Source organism: Streptomyces sp. NBC_01363 (assembly GCF_026340595.1).
Taxonomy (GTDB): Bacteria; Actinomycetota; Actinomycetes; order Streptomycetales; family Streptomycetaceae; genus Streptomyces.
Window position 1 is genome coordinate 307,559 of record NZ_JAPEPF010000001.1, and the last position, 17,803, is coordinate 325,361.

The following is a 17,803-nucleotide window of genomic DNA, read 5'->3' on the forward strand; positions in this document are numbered from 1 at the left end:
GGTGCGCTCTGTACGGACCGCACCGACGCATCAAATTCCTGAATCCACGACCCCGGCAAAATGACCCCAGAACGGGCCAATTGCCGTTCTCCTGTGGTCAGTTGTTGCGCTCAGACCGATCCGGCATCGACGACCGGCGCACACCTCTTGACGTTCGCCGCGCGGCGGCGGAACCATCGAAGCCTGCTGGGAGAGCGCTCTCAGAGCGCTCTCTCCGCAGTTCGTCGTGCACTCGGAACCACGACTCAGGAGAAGTGTTCTCATGCATGCTCCCCCCACAGCACCTCCACGCCACCGGACCCGCGTTCTCGGATTCGCCGCCATCGCCGCCGCGCTGCTCATCGCCCTCCCCACCGCCCCGGCCGCCCACGGCCAGGACACGCGGGAGATCGTCGGCGGTGGCGATCTGGGCCCCGCCGTCATGGTCTTCGACCCTTCCACCCCCGACATCCAGGGCAAGGTCGACGAAGTCTTCAGGAAGCAGGAGTCGGCGCAGTTCGGCGACGGTCGCTACGCGTTGTTCTTCAAGCCGGGCACGTACAACAACATCAATGCGCAGATCGGCTTCTACACCTCGATCGCCGGGCTGGGACTGAACCCGGACGACACCACGTTCAACGGCGATGTGACGGTCGACGCCGGCTGGTTCAACGGGAACGCGACCCAGAACTTCTGGCGGTCGGCGGAGAACCTGGCCCTCAACCCGGTGAACGGCACCGACCGCTGGGCCGTCGCCCAGGCCGCACCGTTCCGCCGGATGCACGTCAGGGGCGGGCTGAACCTCGCACCCGACGGATACGGCTGGGCGAGCGGCGGGTACATCGCCGACAGCAGGATCGACGGCCAGGTCGCGCCGTACTCGCAGCAGCAGTGGTACACCCGGGACAGTTCGGTCGGCGGCTGGAGCAACGGCGTCTGGAACATGACGTTCTCCGGCGTCGACGGCGCGCCCGCGCAGAGTTTCCCGGAGCCTCCGTACACCACGCTCGACACGACGCCCGTCTCGCGCGAGAAGCCGTTCCTCTACCTCGACGGTGACACGTACAAGGTGTTCGTCCCTGCCGAGCGCACCGGTGCACGCGGCACTTCATGGGGTCACGGCGCACCGCAGGGCGAGTCGATACCTCTGGACCAGTTCTACGTCGTGAAGCCGGGCGCGAGCGCCGAGACCATCAACGCGGCCGTCCAGCAGGGCCTGCATCTGCTCTTCACGCCCGGTGTCCACCACGTCGACCGGCCCATCGAGATCAACCGCGCCGACACGGTCGCTCTCGGCCTGGGCCTGGCGACGATCATCCCGGACAACGGGGTCACCGCCATCAAGGTCGGCGACGTGGACGGCGTGAAACTGGCCGGTCTGCTCGTCGACGCCGGTCCGGTCAACTCGAACACACTGATCGAGGTCGGCCCCGAGGGATCGTCCGCCAGTCACGCCGGCAATCCGACGTCGCTCCAGGACGTGTTCGTACGCATCGGCGGTGCCGGACCCGGCAAGGCGACCACCAGCCTCGTCGTGAACAGCAACGACACGATCATCGACCACACCTGGCTCTGGCGCGCGGACCATGGTGAAGGCATCGGCTGGGAGACCAACCGGGCGGACTACGGGCTCCGGGTGAACGGTGACAATGTGCTGGCCACCGGCCTGTTCGTGGAGCACTTCAACAAGTACGACGTGGAGTGGGCGGGCGAGAACGGCCGGACGATCTTCTTCCAGAACGAGAAGTCGTACGACGCCCCGAACCAGGCGGCCATCCAGAACGGCAGCACCAAGGGTTTCGCGGCCTACAAGGTCGACGACTCCGTCACCACCCACGAGGGCTGGGGCCTGGGCAGCTACTGCTACTTCAACGTCGACCCGACGATCCGTCAGGACCATGGTTTCCAGGCGCCGGTGAAACCGGGCGTGCGGTTCCACGATCTGCTGGTGGTCTCGCTCGGCGGCAAGGGCCAGTACGAGCACGTCATCAACGACACCGGCTCTCCCACATCGGGATCGGACACCGTTCCGTCGAAGGTGGTGTCGTTCCCGTAGGCACCGGGAACGAGGAGGGGCCCGGTCATCACGACCGGGTCCCACCGGCGTCGCCGCCCCGTACACGGAATCTCGCTGTCGCGCACGGGGACGCGCAGGCGGGATCTCCGTCAGGAGCGGACGGCGGGCAGCTTCTCCTCGACCCGTGGGGCGAGTTCGTCGAGGCCCTTGCAGAGGTCCTGCTGAGTGGGTTCGACGTCGGAGACACCCAGGAACTCCGACAGTCTCAGCTCGGCGGACGACGAGCCGTCGATCTCGAAGACCAGCCCGCATGTGACGTCCGTGCCGGGCGTCGTGTTCCGCCAGACCCGGCGGCCGTTGACGGCCGACCGCTCGGAGATCCTCTCCCCGGAGCGCGAGCCGAGGGCCGCCACCCCATGTTCGGCGGACTGCTTCTGGAGCGTCAGGACCAGGACGGTGCTCGCGTCCTCGAAGAACTTCGTGCCCTCCCACATGCAGCCGCCCGGAGTGGTGAGCGGCGCGGCGTCATGGAGCTGGTACTCGTGGAGTTCGTCCTCGGTGAAGAAGTCGCACGGTTTGATCTCCGCGATGCCGGAGGGGCGCGGCGGAGGCGGCGCCGGCTCCGACGAACAGGCGGTGAGCGCGCCGCACGTGGATAACAGCACGACGCAGGCGATCAATAGATCCCGACCCCTCATGCACCCACTCCTCGCAGGTCTTTGTGTCCCGCGCCGAGGGTACGTCCCGCCCCCTCCCCTTGCCCACCCGCTACCCCCGGGCACTGAGGCTTTTCGTCCTGCTGCTGGGACGCGCGGATGGGTCCGGGGCCGTTCGCCGGCCCTACAGCCAGCCCTTCTCGCGCGCGATGCGGACCGCTTCCGCGCGGTTGCGGGCCGCCAGTTTCTGGATGGCCATGGAGAGGTAGTTGCGGACCGTTCCCTGGGAGAGGTGGAGTGCGGCGGCGATCTCCGCGTTGGTGGAGCCGTCCGCCGCCGTGCGCAGTACGTCGCGTTCGCGGTCGGTGAGGGGGCTGGCGCCGTCGGCGAGGGCCGCTGCGGCGAGTGTGGGGTCGATGACGCGTTCGCCGGCGAGTACCTTCCGCACCGCTGCGGCCAGTTGGGAGGCCGGGGCGTCCTTCACCAGGAAGGCGTCGGCGCCCGACTCCATGGCCCGGCGGAGGTACCCGGGGCGGCCGAAGGTGGTGACGACGACGACCTTCACGGCCGGGAGCTCGCGTTGCAGGGCCGCCGCCGCGTCGATGCCGGTCATGCCGGGCATCTCGATGTCCAGGAGCGCCACGTCGATGTCGTGCTCGTGGGCGGCGGCCAGCACCTCGTCACCGCGGGCGACCTGGGCCACCACCTCGATGTCGGGTTCCAGGCCGAGGAGTGCCGCGAGAGCCTCGCGCACCATGGACTGGTCCTCGGCGAGGAGGAGTCTGATCATGCTCATTCCGTGGATCCTAGGCCGGAATCGAGCGGAACGCTCAGGGTCAGGGTGAAGCCTTTGCCCGAACCGGAGCCGGAGCCCGAACGGAAGTTGCCCGCCGCGGTGATCAGCGTGCCGTCGACCGTGGCGAGGCGTTCGCCGATGCCGGTGAGGCCGTTGCCCGGCTTCGTGCCCCCGGGGCCGACGCCGTCGTCCGAGACGGTGAGTTCGAGGACCTTGCCGTCCAGGGTCTGGCGCGGGGCGAGGGTGACCGTGCAGTGGCGGGCCCCGCTGTGGCGTACGACGTTGGTGACGGCTTCCCGCAGCGCCCAGGCGAGCACCTCCTCCGGCTTCTCGGGGAGGTCGTCGGGGGCCTCGGCCGGGACGTCGGCGGTGATGCCCGCGGCGGCGAGTGCGGTGCGGGCGCCCGCGAGTTCGCCGGGGAGGGTCGGGCGGCGGTAGCCGGTGACCGCGCCGCGTACGTCGATCAGGGCCTGGCGGCTGACCTGTTCGATGTCCGCGACCTGGGCGGCCGCCTGTTCCGGGTGGTCGGGGAGCATCCGGCCGGCCAGCTCGCTCTTGAGCGTGATCAGGGAGAGCGAGTGGCCGAGCAGGTCGTGCAGATCGCGGGCGAGCCTGAGTCGTTCCTCGTTGGCGGCGAGCTGGGCGACGGTGGCGCGGGCCTCGCGCAGCTCGATCGTCGTACGGATCATCTGCCGCACGCCGGTCATCGAGAACCCGCCGAGCAGCGCCGGGAAGACCAGTGCGGTGATGACCTCGCGGGGGTGGTCGCCGGTCAGGCCCATGCCGACCAGGACGGCCGTGACGACGGGGATCAGCCAACGGGCCGTCCGCAGCGGCAGGGTGGCGCCGACGGAGACCGCCACGTACACGAAGAGGACCAGCCACGGGGTGCCGAGCGTCAGGGTGAGGATGACGGAGAGGGCGCCGAGGAAGGCGATCGTGGAGTGGACGAGACGACGGTCCAGGGGCTTGGCCGTGTGGCGGAAGACCAGGAGCAGGTAGGCCCCGACGAAGGTCAGCAGGCCGAGCGTGCCGAGCACCGTCGCCCAGAAGGTGTGGTTCCCGTCGGCCAGGTCCTTGACCGGGGCGCTCATGAACGCGAGCCAGATACCGACCCAGAACAGCTTGATCCAGACCTGCTTGCGGTTCGTGGGCGGGCGCCCGACGCCCACGGACGTCTCGTCGTCGTTCACGCCTTCAAGGTGTCCTTCCGGTAGAGCCAGGCCGCGCCGCCCGCGAAGATCAGGAAGTAGGCGCAGAGAATGGCGACGTCCTTGGTGTGCGGCGAACCGCCCATCTCGATCGCCTGGCCGAGAGAAGCGTACGCGTGCGTGGGCAGCCACTCGGAGATGTTCTGGAGCCACTGCGGGAAGGTCGCGCTGGGCATCCACAGGCCGCCGAGGATGGAGAGCCCGAAGTAGATGATCATGGTGAGCGGACGGACCGCGTCCCCGCTGGCGAGGTAGCCGATGGCGACCCCGAGCGCGGCGAAGACCAGCGAACCGGCCCAGATGACCCCGGCCAGCGCGAACCACTGCCAGGTCTCGACCCGTACGTGCTTGACGGCGGCGGCGACCAGGAAGACCACCACGATGCAGGGCAGGGTGACCATCGCCGCGCTGGCGATCTTCGCCAGGACGTAGCCGCGGCTGGGCAGTGCGGTGAGCCGCAGCTGGCGGACCCAGCCCTTCTCGCGCTCCTTGGCGATGCGTTCGCTGTTGCCCATGAGGACGGCGGTCAGCGCGCCGAAGGAGGCCATCGAAACCATGAAGAAGGCCTGGAAGGTGAGATCGGTGTGCGGGATCCGGTCGGAGGTGTTCTGGGTGTTGGAGATCAGCAGATAGATCACCGACGGATAGATGACCGAGAAGAACATGAACTTCTTGTTCCGCAGGGTGCGGGTCACTTCGAGCCTGATCAACGCCCATGAAAAGAAACTCAGCATGCGGTCCTGGCCTCCTCGGCCTCGGTGATGGCGACGAAGGCCTGTTCCAGGCCGAGTCCCGCGACTTCGAGTTCGCGCGGGTAGAGACCGAGTCCGTAGACGGCGTGGACGGTCGCGTCGGCGTCGTGCGACTGGATCCGGACCCGGTTGCCGGTGATGTCGAGCGCGGCGAGGAACGGCAGGCCGCGCAGGGCCGCTTCGTCGACCGGACCCTCCAGCTCGAAGGAGATCCGGCGGGCTCCGGCCTTCGCCTTGATCTCGGCGGCGGTGCCGTCGGCGAGCAGCCGGCCCTTGTGGAGGACGAGGACGCGGTCGGCGATCGCGTCGGCCTCTTCGAGGTAGTGGGTGGCGAACAGGACGGTACGGCCCTGCTCGGCCTGCTCGCGCATGGTGGCCCAGAAGGCCTGGCGGGCGGTGACGTCCATGCCGGTGGTCGGCTCGTCGAGGACGATCAGGTCGTTGGCGCCCGCGGTGGCGAGCGCGAAGCGGACGCGCTGTTCCTGACCTCCGGAGAGCTTGTTGACCATCCGGTCGGCGATCTGCGCGATACCGGCGCGGGAGAGCACCTCCGCCGCCGGGTAGGGCCTGGGGTGCAGATCGCAGGCGAGGCCGACCAGCTCCTTGACCGTGACGTCCTCCATCAGGCCGCCGGACTGGAGCATCGCGCCGACGCGGCCCGCGGCGATGGCGTTCTGCGGAGTCGTGCCGAAGACCTGGACGGTGCCGGAGTCGGCGGTGCGCAGGCCCAGCAGCAGATCCAGGGTGGAGGACTTTCCGGCGCCGTTGGGGCCGAGGAGCGCCACGGTCTCGCCGGGGTGCAGGTCGAGGGTGAGTCCGTCGACGGCGCGTACCGCTCCGTATGCCTTGCTGACCTGCTCGAAGCGGACCGCGGCGGTCTTCGCCCCGGTGGCCTCGGTGGCTGTCGTTGTCATGCGTCCAGCGTGGCGGAAGCGGGGTGCGCGCGGCAGGGCCGCGGGTCGTGGAAAAGGGATGACAGATGTCATGCCGTGCGCATGACTCCGCTGCCGGGGCGGTGTCCGGAAACGGCGCCGCCCCCGGCCGGGGTCCGGTCGGGGGCGGGCGTGCGGTGCGGTTCGCCGCGGTCAGCCGTTGCCGTTGAGGTTGATGACGACGGTCCGTTCGGTGGCGGTCTTCCCGAGCAGCGCGGTCTGCATGGCGTGTGCCACGTCGTCCGCGTTGAGCTGGTGCTTCTTGCCGTCACCCTTGGTGATCATGATGCCGTCGAAGACGCCGTCGCAGAGGGTCTCGATGGCCTTCTTGTCGTAGTGCTCGATCAGCCGGCCCTGGACCGGCACCATCGAGAGGATCTGCGGCAGCGACCTGGCCGGGCCGAACTGGATCTGCTTGGCACCCGCCTTGATGGTGACCAGACCGGACATCGCGGGCTTCGCGAAGTCCTTCATCGCCCGGTCCAGTTCGGCCTGGTCGATGGTGGGTTCGCGGGTGGTGACGGGCAGCTGGACGACCTTCGTCCGCCCGGTCTGCACCTGGGCGCGGTACGCGTCGCGCACCGAGGTCATCGACTGGTTGACGTCCAGCGCCTTGCCCGGCTTCCCGGGTACGACCACGGCCTTGCCCGGCTCGAACTTGATCGTGCCGTCGTTGGCCGAGCCGGAGACGCCCGCCAGGTCGGTCAGCGCGACGCCGAGCTTCTCCTCGTCGACCGGGATCACCGGGTCGACGGCGCGCTTGCTGCCGAACAGGGAGCCGATGACGGAGACCGGGTTGTAGTCGCTGCCCGCCGCCGAGCGCACGGTCTCCTGGCTGTCCAGGCCGAGCCCGGCCTTGTCCGGCGCGAGCTGGGTCTTCTTGCCGTCCACGGAGAGCTGGAGGGGGGCCACGGCGCGCTTGCCGAGGGCGGCGTCCAGCTTCGCGACGCCCTCCTCCTTCGTGCCGCCGCCGATGTCGACGCCCAGGACGGTGGTGCCCTTGGGTACGTCGGAGTGGTTCATCAGCAGCCCGGCGCCGTACGCGACACCGAGCAGCCCGACGACACCGACGCCGAGGAGGACCAGCTTGGAGCGGCCCTGCTTCTTCGCGGGCGCGGACGCCGGTTCGGGGCGGGGCGCGGGGGCGGGCGACGCGGCGGCGGGGCCGCCGGGCCCTGCCGGTCCGGTGCCCATCGGGTCGCCCGGGACACGGGACGCCGGATCGGGGCGCCCGCCCGCGGGCGCGCTCGGGAACGGCGACGCCGCCCGGTGCTCCGGCGGAACGACGGGGATGCCGCTGGTGAGCGTGTCACCGGAGACGTTGCCGCCGGGGCCGGAGGGTGCCGGGCCCGCGAACTGCGGGGTCAGCACCGCCGTGTCGTCGGACATCCGCGGCGGCTGACCACCGGGGGCACCGGGACCCTGCGGACCTGCGGGACCACCTGAGCCCACCGGGCCGGGGCCGACGCCGGGGCCGGAGCCCATCGGGCCGGAACCCTCGCCGCCCGGTCCGCCGAGGTTCGGCGTCAGGGACGATGTGCCGGTGACCGGGCCCGTGGTGGGGCCGGAGGGGCCGGGGGTACGTACTCCGAGGTTCGGCGTGGGGCGCGGGCCGCCGGACGCGGGGTCGCCGGGGCCGAAGTCGTCGGGGCGGGGTGCGCCCTGGTCGCCCGTGCGCTGCGGACCGTCCGAGAAGTACGGCAGATCGGCGCGGGGCGGTGCGGGCGCGGCACCCCTGGGCCCTTCGGCGCCACCGGCCGCGCTGCCGCCGGCCGTAGCACCGCCGGCTGTGACGCCACCGGCGACCGAGGTGTTCATGGGGGGCTTGCGCGGGGCGAACCAGTCGCTGCCGCTCTTCTCTCTGGCCGGCTTCTCGGCGGCCGGTTCCGCGGCGGCGGAATCGGTCCGGGCCTCGGCGGCCGACGCGGTGTCGGACGCGGCCGGCGCACCGTCCGCCGCGGGCGAGCCGGGGCGCGGGAAGCTGCCGGTGCGCTCGACGTCGGCGCTGTCGGTGTCGCCCACGGGCGTACGCATGACGACGGGCGGGATGGGACGCGAGCCCGGAATGTTGATCCGGATGCGCGTCGTCAGCGTCGTCTCGGTCCTCGGCTCCTCGGACTGAGGCGGGTCCGCAGGCTCCGGGGCATCCTGCGAAGGGTGCAGCGACGGATACTGGCGGGATCCGTACGGCGGCGTCCCCGAGGGGTACGCGGCTCCTCCGCGCCCCTGGGGCCCGGAGGACGAACTGTCAGTTTCACGACTCAAAGCAGGTTCTCCCGATTGGCTCCGCCGCCCGTACTTCCCCCATGCCGCAGGCCAGGGGACGGCTCGGCGCGCGAACCACCATACTGGCCGCCGCCGACGGACACCCCGCGACCGGGGGAAACGGCTGTGCGGCCAGCGAACGGACAAGGGGCATTACGGGATCGGACGTGGCACATTACTTGCCAGGTCGGCCGCTGTCGGCGCCCTGTTGGGGCGACCGCGACATGGTGGCACAGATCACAGCGACGGCCATACCGCCCAGCATGAAGAGAGTGAGACCCAGTTCGTCGCCGAAGACATAGTCGCCTTCCGGGCGTCCGCCCAGCAGAACGACGACCGAAATCAGCCATCCCGCAGCGGGTGCCAGCGCGCCCAGCTGAGTGCCGAAGACAAGGCGCCCGCCGTAGAAGAGCCCGGCGGCGGCCACCAGCGCGAGCAGCAATCCGGCGGGGAACCAGGCGGCTTGGACGAGTGCCCCGGCGATCCCGACGGGCGCGCCCAGTACGGCGAGGCCCACATAGGCGGCGATCCGCCCGGGGTCGAGGGGCGCGGCGAGGCCGGTGGCCGCGACGTCCCTGGAGGGGCGCGGTGCGCCCTGCTTGCCGCCGCTCATCGCTCCGCTCCCGCCGTACCCGCGAACAGGTCGTCCTCCCGGGCCCCTTGAGGGGCTCCGGAATCGCCGCGCACCAACTCGTAGCACTCGGTGGTGAAGACGGGCTGTCCCAGGTCGTTGGAGAGGGCGAAGAAGGGGCCGTCCACGACGATCTGGGTGGCGTGGGCCCGCATCGCCGCGCTCTTGGCGGCGGCATGGGCCGAACCGTCGATCTGCGCCGTGATCCGGGAGTCGTCGACCACGCCCGGTACGTCGTCGATGGCGGCGATGCCCGGGAACGCGTCCGGCGCCGTGTCCCTCAGTCGGGCGAAGCCCTCCTCGGCGACCGTGCGCGGCACCCGGTTCCAGTAGATCTTGGCGACGGTGTGCGGGGCGCCGGATCCGGCGCGGTACGCGGGATCGGCGGCGAGGTCCGCGGCGCGCATCGCGACGCGGTGCGCCTGGATGTGGTCGGGGTGTCCGTAGCCGCCGCCGGGGTCGTAGGTGACCAGGACCTGCGGGCGCACCGTCCGGATGACCTCCACCAGATGCCCGGCGGCGTCGTCCACGTCGGCGGCCCAGAAGGCGCCGGGGCGGTGGTTCTGCTCGGCGCCCATCATTCCGGAGTCGCGGAAGCGGCCGGGGCCGCCGAGGAGCCGGTGGTCGGTGACGCCCAGCTCCTTCATCGCCGCGTCGAGTTCGCCCCGGCGGTACGGGCCCAGGGTGTCGTCCCGGTCGGCCGCGAGATGGGCGAGGGAGGGCGGGATGATCTCACCCTCCTCACCGAGCGTGCAGGTCACCAGGGTGACCTGGGCACCCTCGGCCGCGTACTTGGCCATGGTGGCGCCGTTGTTGATCGACTCGTCGTCGGGGTGCGCGTGCACCAGGAGGAGACGCCGGGCGGGATGGTCCGTCATGGGGACCACCCTACGAGCCGGGCGCACCGATCACCGCCCGCGCACCTGCCGCCGACGAGCCGGGCCTCAGAACTTGAGGCTTCCGATCATGCCGGCCACATTCGTGGTCAGGTTCGAGATGCTCGGCGCGATCGACGAGCTGGCGAGATAGAAACCGAGCAGTGCGCAGACCACCGCATGTCCGCCCTTCAGTCCGGATTTCCGGATCAGCAGGAAGACGACGATCGCCAGCAGCACCACCGCCGAAATCGAGAGTGCCACGGCGGTTCACCTCCATCAGTACGGTCGGGACGGGCAGCACACATGGAGCCAGCAGGTTCTTACCCACCGAGCGCTACGGATCATAACTATCCGTCGCAACGCATTGATCGGGGCACAGCAGCACGAGGGGCGCACGACCGGGCGGTCGGGGACTAGGTTCGGCACATGACTTCGCAGCAGATCTCCTTTCCGCGTCAGCACGCCAGAACCATGCGATTCACTCTCGGCGCCCCTAGGGCGTTCACCGTTTCACCCGACGGGGAGCGGGTGATCTTCCTGCGGTCGGGTTCCGGTACGGACCGGTCCGGCCGGCTGTGGGTGCTGGACCTGCCGAAGGACGGACCGCCGAAGGAGCGCGTGGTCGCCGATCCGGCGGCCCTGCTGGGCGGTTCGGCGGAGCGGCTGTCGGCGCAGGAGCGGGCCCGGCGCGAGCGCAGCCGCGAGGGGTCCTCGGGGATCGTCGGCTACGCGGTCGACGGGGCGGCGGAGTTGGCTGCCTTCGCGCTCTCCGGGAAGGTGTACGTCGCCGAACTGCGGGCCGGCACGGCCCGTGCACTGCCGGTTCCGGGCCCGGTGATCGACCCGCGACCGTCACCGGACGGACGACACATCGCATATGTGTCCAAGGGCGCGTTGCGCGTCGTGGGCGCGGAGGGCGACGGGGACCGGGCACTCGCCGAGCCGGAGGCGGAGGACGTCTCGTACGGTCTCGCGGAGTTCATCGCGGCCGAGGAGATGCAGCGTTCACGGGGCTTCTGGTGGTCGCCGGAGTCGGACCGGCTGCTGGTCGCCCGGGTCGACAACAGCCCCGTACAGCGATGGTGGATCGCGGATCCCGCACATCCGGACCGCAGGCCCGCCGAGGTCGCCTACCCGGCGGCCGGAACGCCCAACGCCGAGGTGCGGCTCTTCGTGCTGGGCCTGGACGGCACCCGTACCGAGGTGGTCTGGGACCGGGCACGCCACCCCTATCTGGCGCAGGTGCACTGGTCGTCGGACGGGGCGCCGCTGCTGCTGGTGCAGTCCCGCGACCAGCGCAGTCACCTCTTCCTCGCGGTGGACGCGGAGACCGGTTCGACGCGGACGGTGCATGCCGACGAGGATCCGGTTTGGCTGGAAATCTTCCCTGGTGTGCCCGCCTGGGCGCCGGACGGGCGGCTGGTGCGGATCGCGGACGAGGGCGGGGCGCGGGTGCTCGCGGTCGGCGACCGGCTGCTGACCGGGGCGCAGTTGCAGCTCCAGGCGGTGCTGGACATCGGTGGGTCGGACATCCTGGTGTCGGCCACGGCCGGTGAGGAGGCGGCGGAACCGGAGATCGGCGAGGCCCATGTCTACCGGGTCAACGAGCTGGGCGTCGAGCGGGTGTCCGAAGGGGTCGGGGTGCACTCGGCGGTCCGCGCGGGCGGGGTGACGGTGCTGGTCACCCAGTCCCCTGAGCGGCCGGGGACCCGGGTCGAGGTGCTCCGGGACGGCAAGCCGATCGCCACCGTGGCGAACCATGCCGAGGAGCCGGTTCTCTCCGCGCGGGTGCGCCTCACCGAGGGGGGCGCACGGCGAATTCCGTGCGCCGTGCTGCTCCCCGAGGGATACAACGAGTCGGACGGCCCGCTTCCGGTACTGATGGACCCGTACGGCGGACCGCATGGCCGCCGGGTGGTCGCCGCCCACAATCCGCATCTGATTTCGCAGTGGTTCGCCAATCAGGGCTTCGCGGTCGTGGTCGCGGACGGCCGGGGCATGCGGGGGCGTACACCGGGCTGGGAGAAGGCGGTCAAGAACAACCTCGTGCTCTCGGTGGACGACCAGATCGAGGCCCTGCACGCCCTCGCGGACCGGTTCCCGCTGGATCTCGGCAAGGTCGCGATCCGCGGCTGGTCGTTCGGCGGATATCTGGCGGCCCTGGCCGTGACGCGCCGGCCCGACGTCTTCCACGCGGCGGTGGTCGGCGCCCCGGTGACCGACCAGCGGCTGTACGACACCCACTACACCGAGCGCTACCTCGGTGACCCGGCGGAGCAGCCCGAGGTGTACGCGCACAACTCGGTGATCACGGACGAGGGGCTCTCGGAGGCCGCCGACCAGGTGCGGCCGATGGTGATCGTCCACGGTCTCGCGGACGACAACGTGGTGGTCGCGCACTCGCTCCGACTGTCCTCGGCGCTGCTCTCGGCCGGACGCCCGCACGAGGTGCTGCCGCTCAGCGGGGTGACGCACATGACGCCGCAGGAGCAGGTGGCGGAGAATCTGCTGCTGCTTCAGGTCGACTTCCTGAAGCGGTCGCTGGGGCTGGTCGGCTAGGGTCTGTTGCGAGAGTGGATCCTGGTTATAGATGATCACGCCTTGTGGGACGTGGTGACCTGACGAATGGCCAGTGGGCCCGGCTGGAGCCGTTGTTGCCGCGGGGTATCAAGCCGGGCCGTCCGCCAGTGTGGACGCGGCGGCAGTTGGTGGGCGGCATACGGTGGCGGACCCGGACCGGTGCCCCCTGGCGTGACATGCCTGAGCGGTACGGTCCGTGGGACCGGGTCTACGACCTGTTCAGACGATGGCAGCGCGACGGCACCTGGGCCAGGGTCGTCAGTCGGCTCCAGGCTCAGGCCGACGCGAAAGGCCTGATCATCTGGGACGTGAGCGTCGACTCCACCGTCTGCCGGGCCCATCCGGCCATCAACCGCGCAGCCTCTGCGTGGTCCCCAGTGTCGTAGACGAATTCCGCGTGCAGGTGCCGGCTCCAGAGGGTGGACCTGTGGTCGGGGCCGAGAACCCGCGCCCGATCCAGGGCATTCTGCGCCAACAACCGCGCCGCCTCCGCATAATCGCCGCCCTTGCCGAGAAAGAGCGCGTGCAGTTGTCCACTTCGAAGAGTCTCTTCGTGGTCGGGACCGAGGATCCGCGTCCGGTCCGCGACCACCCCGGCCATCAGCCGCGCCGCCTCCGCGGACTCCCCGGCGATGTCGAGGTAGAACGCACGCATGTGGCGGCTCCGAACGGTGTCAGGATGGTCCGGGCCGAGGACCCGAGCCTGGTCAACCGCCAGCTGTTCCATCAGCCGCGCCGCAGCCGACGGATCCAGATCGCGCTCGGTCTCCCGCACACGGGTGTATCGAAGAGTTAGCTCCTCAGGGGTCGGGGAAACCTCCCCGACCCGCTGCGGACCCCAGCCGGGGAGGCGGTGACGGGGTAGGAGCAGGGTCACGGGAGTGGGCCAGGGGGTTCCGTTCGGCCACTGCTCGGGCGGGCCCCGACCCGGCCCATCCCGCCCTGACCCAGCCGCGCTCGCAGCATGTAGGAGCCGATCCGCCGCAGGTCGCCTGTGCCTAAATCCTCCATGACCGCCCCCGATTCAATACGCTCATACAACCGGTTTGCGTTGTCCCGCGATCGTAGCGGCGAGAGTTGGGACGTGGACAGCCGTGGCGGGATCACGGCAGGTAGTCAACGGGGTGTTGGCCTGTCGGGAAGCCGATGGGGAGAGTCGATAGCCGTGGTAGCGAAGGGTCCTCGCGCTTGGATACCACGGCTAGTGCTGTGACCGGGATGGTTCACCGTGGTCGGGAGACGGCTCACGGGACGAGCGCGGTCCGCGAGGCGACTGGTATTACTGGTGTATGCAAGAAGAGACCGCGCGGTCCGCGATCGACACGTTCATCTCCGCGTTCAACGCCTCGGACGACAGCTATGTGACTGCGCTGCTCTCCCAGGCCCTAACCTCGGACGTGGTCTTCTGGGGACCGTTGGGCCGCAGTGAGGGGATCGAGGCGGTCGAGCGGTTCGTGCTGGACATCCGGCGCCACCCCGCGGGGACCGGCACGATGGTGCGCTGTTCGGCGGTGGACATGCCGGACGAGTGGGCCCGGTACCAGTGGGTCTTCACGACGCCGGATGGAGGCCCCCGCCTGGCGGGAACGGACGTCGTCCATCTGCGGCGGAGCCTCATCGACCAGGTCATCGTCTTCGCGGGGGAGATCGAGCCGTCCGCCTCCTGAGCCATTCTCCTCTGGCGCCGTCCTTCTCCTGAACCGGCCCCGTTCGGGGCTCCGGGTCTGCCCAGCCGAGATCATCTTCACAACGCTTCGGTCGTCCGCGCTTGGCCACGAGCGGACCGATGATGCGCTGTGGCTGTGTAAGTTCGCGGTTGGTCAGGCTGCGGTGTTGAGGGGGCGTCCGCCCCAACGGATGCCCTTCTCGCTTCGGATGCGGGCGCGTTCCTTGCGTTCGGCGGCCAGGACGTCGCGGTGGCGGGCGTTGGCGTTGCGCCAGCGTAGATAGGCGTGCAGGGCTCGTGTCTGCACGGGGTGGTTGGGGTGGTTGGGGTGGTTGGAGTTGGCGATGGTGAACTGCCTCAGCGGTCCGAAGTGGGCCTCGATGGGGTTGGCCCAAGAGGCGAAGGTCGGGGTGAAGCACAGCTCGACCTTGTGCTTTGTAGCCCAGCGGCGGATGTCGGTGCCTTTGTGGGCGGACAGGTTGTCCAGGATCACGTAGATGGGGGCGCCGTCGGGCCGGGCGGCGCGGATCGACTTGAGCGCGGCCAGCGTGTTCGCGGCACCTTTTTTGCGGCGGTTGACGCCCCACAACATGTCGTCGCCGACCGAGTAGCAGCCGTGGAAGTACCGGACTCCATGGGTGCGGTGGTAGGTGGCCGGCACCCGGTCGGAGTGTTTCCGTTCGGCCCAGCCCGAGCCTGCGGTGGGCCGGATCCCGAGTGGACCGAACTCGTCGAACGCGAAGACCCGGTCGGGGAAACGGTCCAGGACGTGCTCGATCCGGTCCAGCTTCGCCTCGCGGTCGGGGTCGGTGGATTCCTTCCAGGTCTTGGTGCGCTGGAAGGTGACTCCACGGCGGGCGAGCAGGCCGCGTAACGCCTCGCGGCCGATACGGATCACTCGGCCGTGGACTGTGCGCAGGTAGGCGACGAGTTTGCGTAGCGACCAGCGAGTGAAAGGCTGGCCGAGCTTGGTGGGGCGGGTGGTGGCCGTCTGGACGACGAAGTCCTCGTCGTCATCGCTGAGCAGGCGGGGACGGCCTCCCGCCCACCGAGGGTCCAGGCAGGCCAGGCCGATCTCGTTGAACCGGTGGATCACATCGCGCACGGTGTCCTCGTCGGCCGCCACCAGCTGGGCGATCACCGGCACCCGATTCCCGCCGGCCGAGGCCAGCAGCATCATCGCGCGCCGATAGCGCACCGAGTTGGTGCTGCCCCGGCGCACGATCTGCTGCAGCCGCTGCCCCTCCTGGTCGGTCAGTCTGCGCACACGGACAGGCTCGGCCACCGCTCCTCCAGCGGTCGGATCGGACGTCACCGCACATCCGACCGCCACGACGACCAACCCGGCGAACCTATGCGGTCACAGCACCAGGGTCTTACTGCGACCAACACGGTCGCCTCGTAACGAACGGCAAGTTCGTCATACCTCGTGGCCACAGCCCGGTGGCGTTTGAGGCGATTAATCCCGCACTCGACGGCATGCCGCTCACGGTAGTCGGCCTTGTCGAACTTCGGTGGCCGACCGCCCCGGGAGCCGAGCTTCTGGCGGTTGCGGACCCGGTCCGCGGGGACCGGAATGGCGGCCTTGATGCCGCGCCTGCGCAGGTAGGCACGGTTGCGGCGGGAGTCGTACGCCTTGTCGGCCCGCACCCGGTCCGGCCGCCTGCGGGGCCTGCCCCGGCCAAGGCGAGGCACCCGGATCGCCTCCAGCACCGGCTCGAACTGTGGGGAATCACCCCGATGGCCGGCCGTGATCAGCACTGACAGCGGCTTCTGTCCCTGCTCGACGGCGAGGTGGATCTTTGTGCTCAGCCCGCCTCGAGAGCGTCCGAGCCCGTGGTCGGCTGGCTCGGCGGCGTTGCCGCTGGGCGGTTCCTTCTGCAGGCCCCCCCTTTTTCGACGCCCCGGCGGCGTGCTGATGGGCCCGGCAGACGGTGGAGTCGACGCTCACGTCCCAGATGATCAGGCCTTTCGCGTCGGCCTGAGCCTGGAGCTGACTGACGACCCTGGCCCAGGTGCCGTCGCGCTGCCATCGTCTGAACAGGTCGTAGACCCGGTCCCACGGACCGTACCGCTCAGGCATGTCACGCCAGGGGGCACCGGTCCGGGTCCGCCACCGTATGCCGTCTATCAACCGCCGCCGCGTCCACACTGGCGGACGGCCCGGCTTGATACCCCGCGGCAACAACGGCTCCAGCCGGGCCCACTGGCCATTCGTCAGGTCACCACGTCCCACAAGGCGTGATCATCTATAACCAGGATCCACTTTCGCAACAGACCCTAGTTGGACCCCGATCCGCCGGACAGGCCCCGGGGCCTGTCCGGCGGGCCTCCCGTCACCAGCCGGGCGGCGGCTGGGACGGGGGCGGCGGCCCGTAGACGCCGGGCTGCGGATAGCCGTACCCCTGCCCATAGCCCTGGTTGGGCATGGCGGGGGGTTCGTCCGGGCCCGGCAGGGCCAGTGCCAGCAGCACCACGGCACCGGCGAGCACCTCGAAGAACCCCGTCACCACGATGAGTTGGCTTTCGACGGGCAGATCGCCGAAGCGGTCCAGCAACTCGTAGTGCACGGTGCGGGCCACTCCCAGCACCCCGCCGAACAGCAGCAGGGCCGCGGCGATCAGGCCGAACGGCCGCGCGTGCACGGCGCGGACGAGCGCGCTCACCGCCGCGAACAGACAGAGCAGCGCCAGGACCGCCGAGAACCAGCCGGGCGGCGGGTCGATCAGCCCCTGCACGACCCGGTCCCCGCCCACGAACCAGTCGGGGTAGATGGCGGAGATCTGCGTCGCCTGACGGATCTCCCAGGCGATCACGATCGCTCCCGCCGCACCGAGGCACAGAAAGGCGATCACGCCCGCGCCCTGCCCCGGCCGGGCCGGGAGGCGTTCGGAGAAGTCACGCGCCGCCCTGCGGCCGGCCCCCGCGGTGATGATCATCGCGATGCCCGCCGCGAGCGCCACGAAGGCGCAGAGCAGGGCACGGGTGCGGAGATCGTCGGTGAACCGGGCGTTCGTCCGGGACTCGCCTATGTTCCAGAGCCCGGGAAGCCGCAGGACGATCGTGACCACTCCGGTCGCGACCAGTGCGGTGGCGGCCACCGAGGACCGCAGGGACGCGACGGCGGCGGAGAGATACACCACGAGCAGCACCACGTCGTACGCCGAGGTGGTGGGCAGCAGAGGGAGCCGTGGATCGTAGTAGCCGGCCCAGTAGCGCCACAACAGCCCGATGTCGTCGGCCGCCCTGACGTCCCGTACGAGCCAGCCCGCGACGATCAGCGCGAGCACGGCGCAGAGAACGGCACCGGTGACCCTTGCCCCCCGAGTGAGTATCACCCGAGCGATACTCCACCGTGCCTGTCGACCGGACAAGGGGTTCACCGGCGTGGTGTTCGAACGGGCAACCGGCCGGGAGGACTTGGCGGCCTCCCGGCCGGT

The 17,803-nt window shown here is 70.1% G+C and carries 17 protein-coding genes; 4 read left to right on the forward strand and 13 right to left on the reverse strand.

Features of this window, described 5'->3' with window-relative positions; translation table 11 throughout:
• Window positions 1–262 precede the first annotated feature (262 nt).
• Entirely contained in the window at window positions 263–2,035 is a 1,773-nt protein-coding gene (locus OG611_RS01400) for a coagulation factor 5/8 type domain-containing protein (RefSeq protein ID WP_266414710.1), read from the forward strand.
• Between the two features lie 110 nt (window positions 2,036–2,145).
• Here OG611_RS01400 and OG611_RS01405 read toward each other — a convergent pair whose 3' ends face one another.
• The 9 genes from OG611_RS01405 to OG611_RS01445 form a co-directional block, all read right to left on the reverse strand.
• Window positions 2,146–2,661, reverse strand: a complete 516-nt coding sequence (locus tag OG611_RS01405) for a DUF3558 family protein (protein WP_266414712.1) — start codon at window positions 2,659–2,661, stop codon at window positions 2,146–2,148.
• A gap of 175 nt (window positions 2,662–2,836) precedes the next feature.
• On the reverse strand, window positions 2,837–3,448 hold the full coding sequence (locus OG611_RS01410) for a response regulator transcription factor (RefSeq protein ID WP_266414715.1): 612 nt from the start codon (window positions 3,446–3,448) through the stop codon (window positions 2,837–2,839).
• Window positions 3,445–4,641 (reverse strand): sensor histidine kinase, encoded by a 1,197-nt coding sequence (locus OG611_RS01415; RefSeq protein WP_266414718.1) that lies wholly within the window; start codon window positions 4,639–4,641, stop codon window positions 3,445–3,447. Before OG611_RS01415 ends, OG611_RS01410 begins: the two co-directional genes overlap by 4 nt.
• Window positions 4,638–5,393, reverse strand: coding sequence for an ABC transporter permease (locus tag OG611_RS01420; protein WP_266414720.1), 756 nt, complete (start codon window positions 5,391–5,393; stop codon window positions 4,638–4,640). Before OG611_RS01420 ends, OG611_RS01415 begins: the two co-directional genes overlap by 4 nt.
• Window positions 5,387–6,325, reverse strand: a complete 939-nt coding sequence (locus tag OG611_RS01425) for an ABC transporter ATP-binding protein (protein WP_266414723.1) — start codon at window positions 6,323–6,325, stop codon at window positions 5,387–5,389. The genes OG611_RS01420 and OG611_RS01425 overlap by 7 nt, the downstream gene beginning before the upstream one ends.
• 171 nt (window positions 6,326–6,496) lie before the next feature.
• Window positions 6,497–8,377, reverse strand: a complete 1,881-nt coding sequence (locus tag OG611_RS01430; protein WP_266414726.1) for a peptidoglycan binding domain-containing protein — start codon at window positions 8,375–8,377, stop codon at window positions 6,497–6,499.
• A 406-nt stretch (window positions 8,378–8,783) separates the two neighbouring features.
• Window positions 8,784–9,221 (reverse strand): DUF6113 family protein, encoded by a 438-nt coding sequence (locus tag OG611_RS01435; protein WP_266414728.1) that lies wholly within the window; start codon window positions 9,219–9,221, stop codon window positions 8,784–8,786.
• Entirely contained in the window at window positions 9,218–10,117 is a 900-nt protein-coding gene (gene mshB / locus OG611_RS01440) for an N-acetyl-1-D-myo-inositol-2-amino-2-deoxy-alpha-D-glucopyranoside deacetylase (protein WP_266414730.1), read from the reverse strand. The genes OG611_RS01435 and mshB overlap by 4 nt, the downstream gene beginning before the upstream one ends.
• A 66-nt stretch (window positions 10,118–10,183) precedes the next feature.
• Window positions 10,184–10,378, reverse strand: a complete 195-nt coding sequence (locus OG611_RS01445; protein WP_093896879.1) for a hypothetical protein — start codon at window positions 10,376–10,378, stop codon at window positions 10,184–10,186.
• Between the two features lie 165 nt (window positions 10,379–10,543).
• On the opposite strand from OG611_RS01445, the gene OG611_RS01450 reads away from it, so the two are divergent.
• A complete protein-coding gene (locus tag OG611_RS01450; protein ID WP_266414737.1) occupies window positions 10,544–12,676 on the forward strand; it encodes a prolyl oligopeptidase family serine peptidase in 2,133 nt (710 codons plus the stop codon).
• 44 nt (window positions 12,677–12,720) lie between these two features.
• On the forward strand, window positions 12,721–13,083 hold the full coding sequence (locus OG611_RS01455; protein WP_266414738.1) for a transposase: 363 nt from the start codon (window positions 12,721–12,723) through the stop codon (window positions 13,081–13,083).
• Here OG611_RS01455 and OG611_RS01460 read toward each other — a convergent pair.
• On the reverse strand, window positions 12,972–13,472 hold the full coding sequence (locus OG611_RS01460; protein WP_266426295.1) for a tetratricopeptide repeat protein: 501 nt from the start codon (window positions 13,470–13,472) through the stop codon (window positions 12,972–12,974). The genes OG611_RS01455 and OG611_RS01460 overlap by 112 nt on opposite strands.
• Before the next feature lie 514 nt (window positions 13,473–13,986).
• On the opposite strand from OG611_RS01460, the gene OG611_RS01465 reads away from it, so the two are divergent.
• Window positions 13,987–14,364 (forward strand): nuclear transport factor 2 family protein, encoded by a 378-nt coding sequence (locus OG611_RS01465; protein WP_024757633.1) that lies wholly within the window; start codon window positions 13,987–13,989, stop codon window positions 14,362–14,364.
• A 153-nt stretch (window positions 14,365–14,517) separates the two neighbouring features.
• Here OG611_RS01465 and OG611_RS01470 read toward each other — a convergent pair whose 3' ends face one another.
• The 3 genes from OG611_RS01470 to OG611_RS01480 form a co-directional block, all read right to left on the reverse strand.
• Window positions 14,518–15,648, reverse strand: coding sequence for an IS630 family transposase (locus OG611_RS01470; protein WP_323180072.1), 1,131 nt, complete (start codon window positions 15,646–15,648; stop codon window positions 14,518–14,520).
• A 26-nt stretch (window positions 15,649–15,674) separates the two neighbouring features.
• A protein-coding gene (locus tag OG611_RS01475; RefSeq protein WP_266414741.1) for an IS5 family transposase occupies window positions 15,675–16,599 on the reverse strand; the annotation gives its coding sequence in 2 pieces (ribosomal slippage) (window positions 15,675–16,208 and window positions 16,210–16,599; 924 coding nt in all).
• A 100-nt stretch (window positions 16,600–16,699) separates the two neighbouring features.
• On the reverse strand, window positions 16,700–17,701 hold the full coding sequence (locus tag OG611_RS01480) for a hypothetical protein (RefSeq protein ID WP_266414742.1): 1,002 nt from the start codon (window positions 17,699–17,701) through the stop codon (window positions 16,700–16,702).
• Window positions 17,702–17,803: the final 102 nt, after the last annotated feature.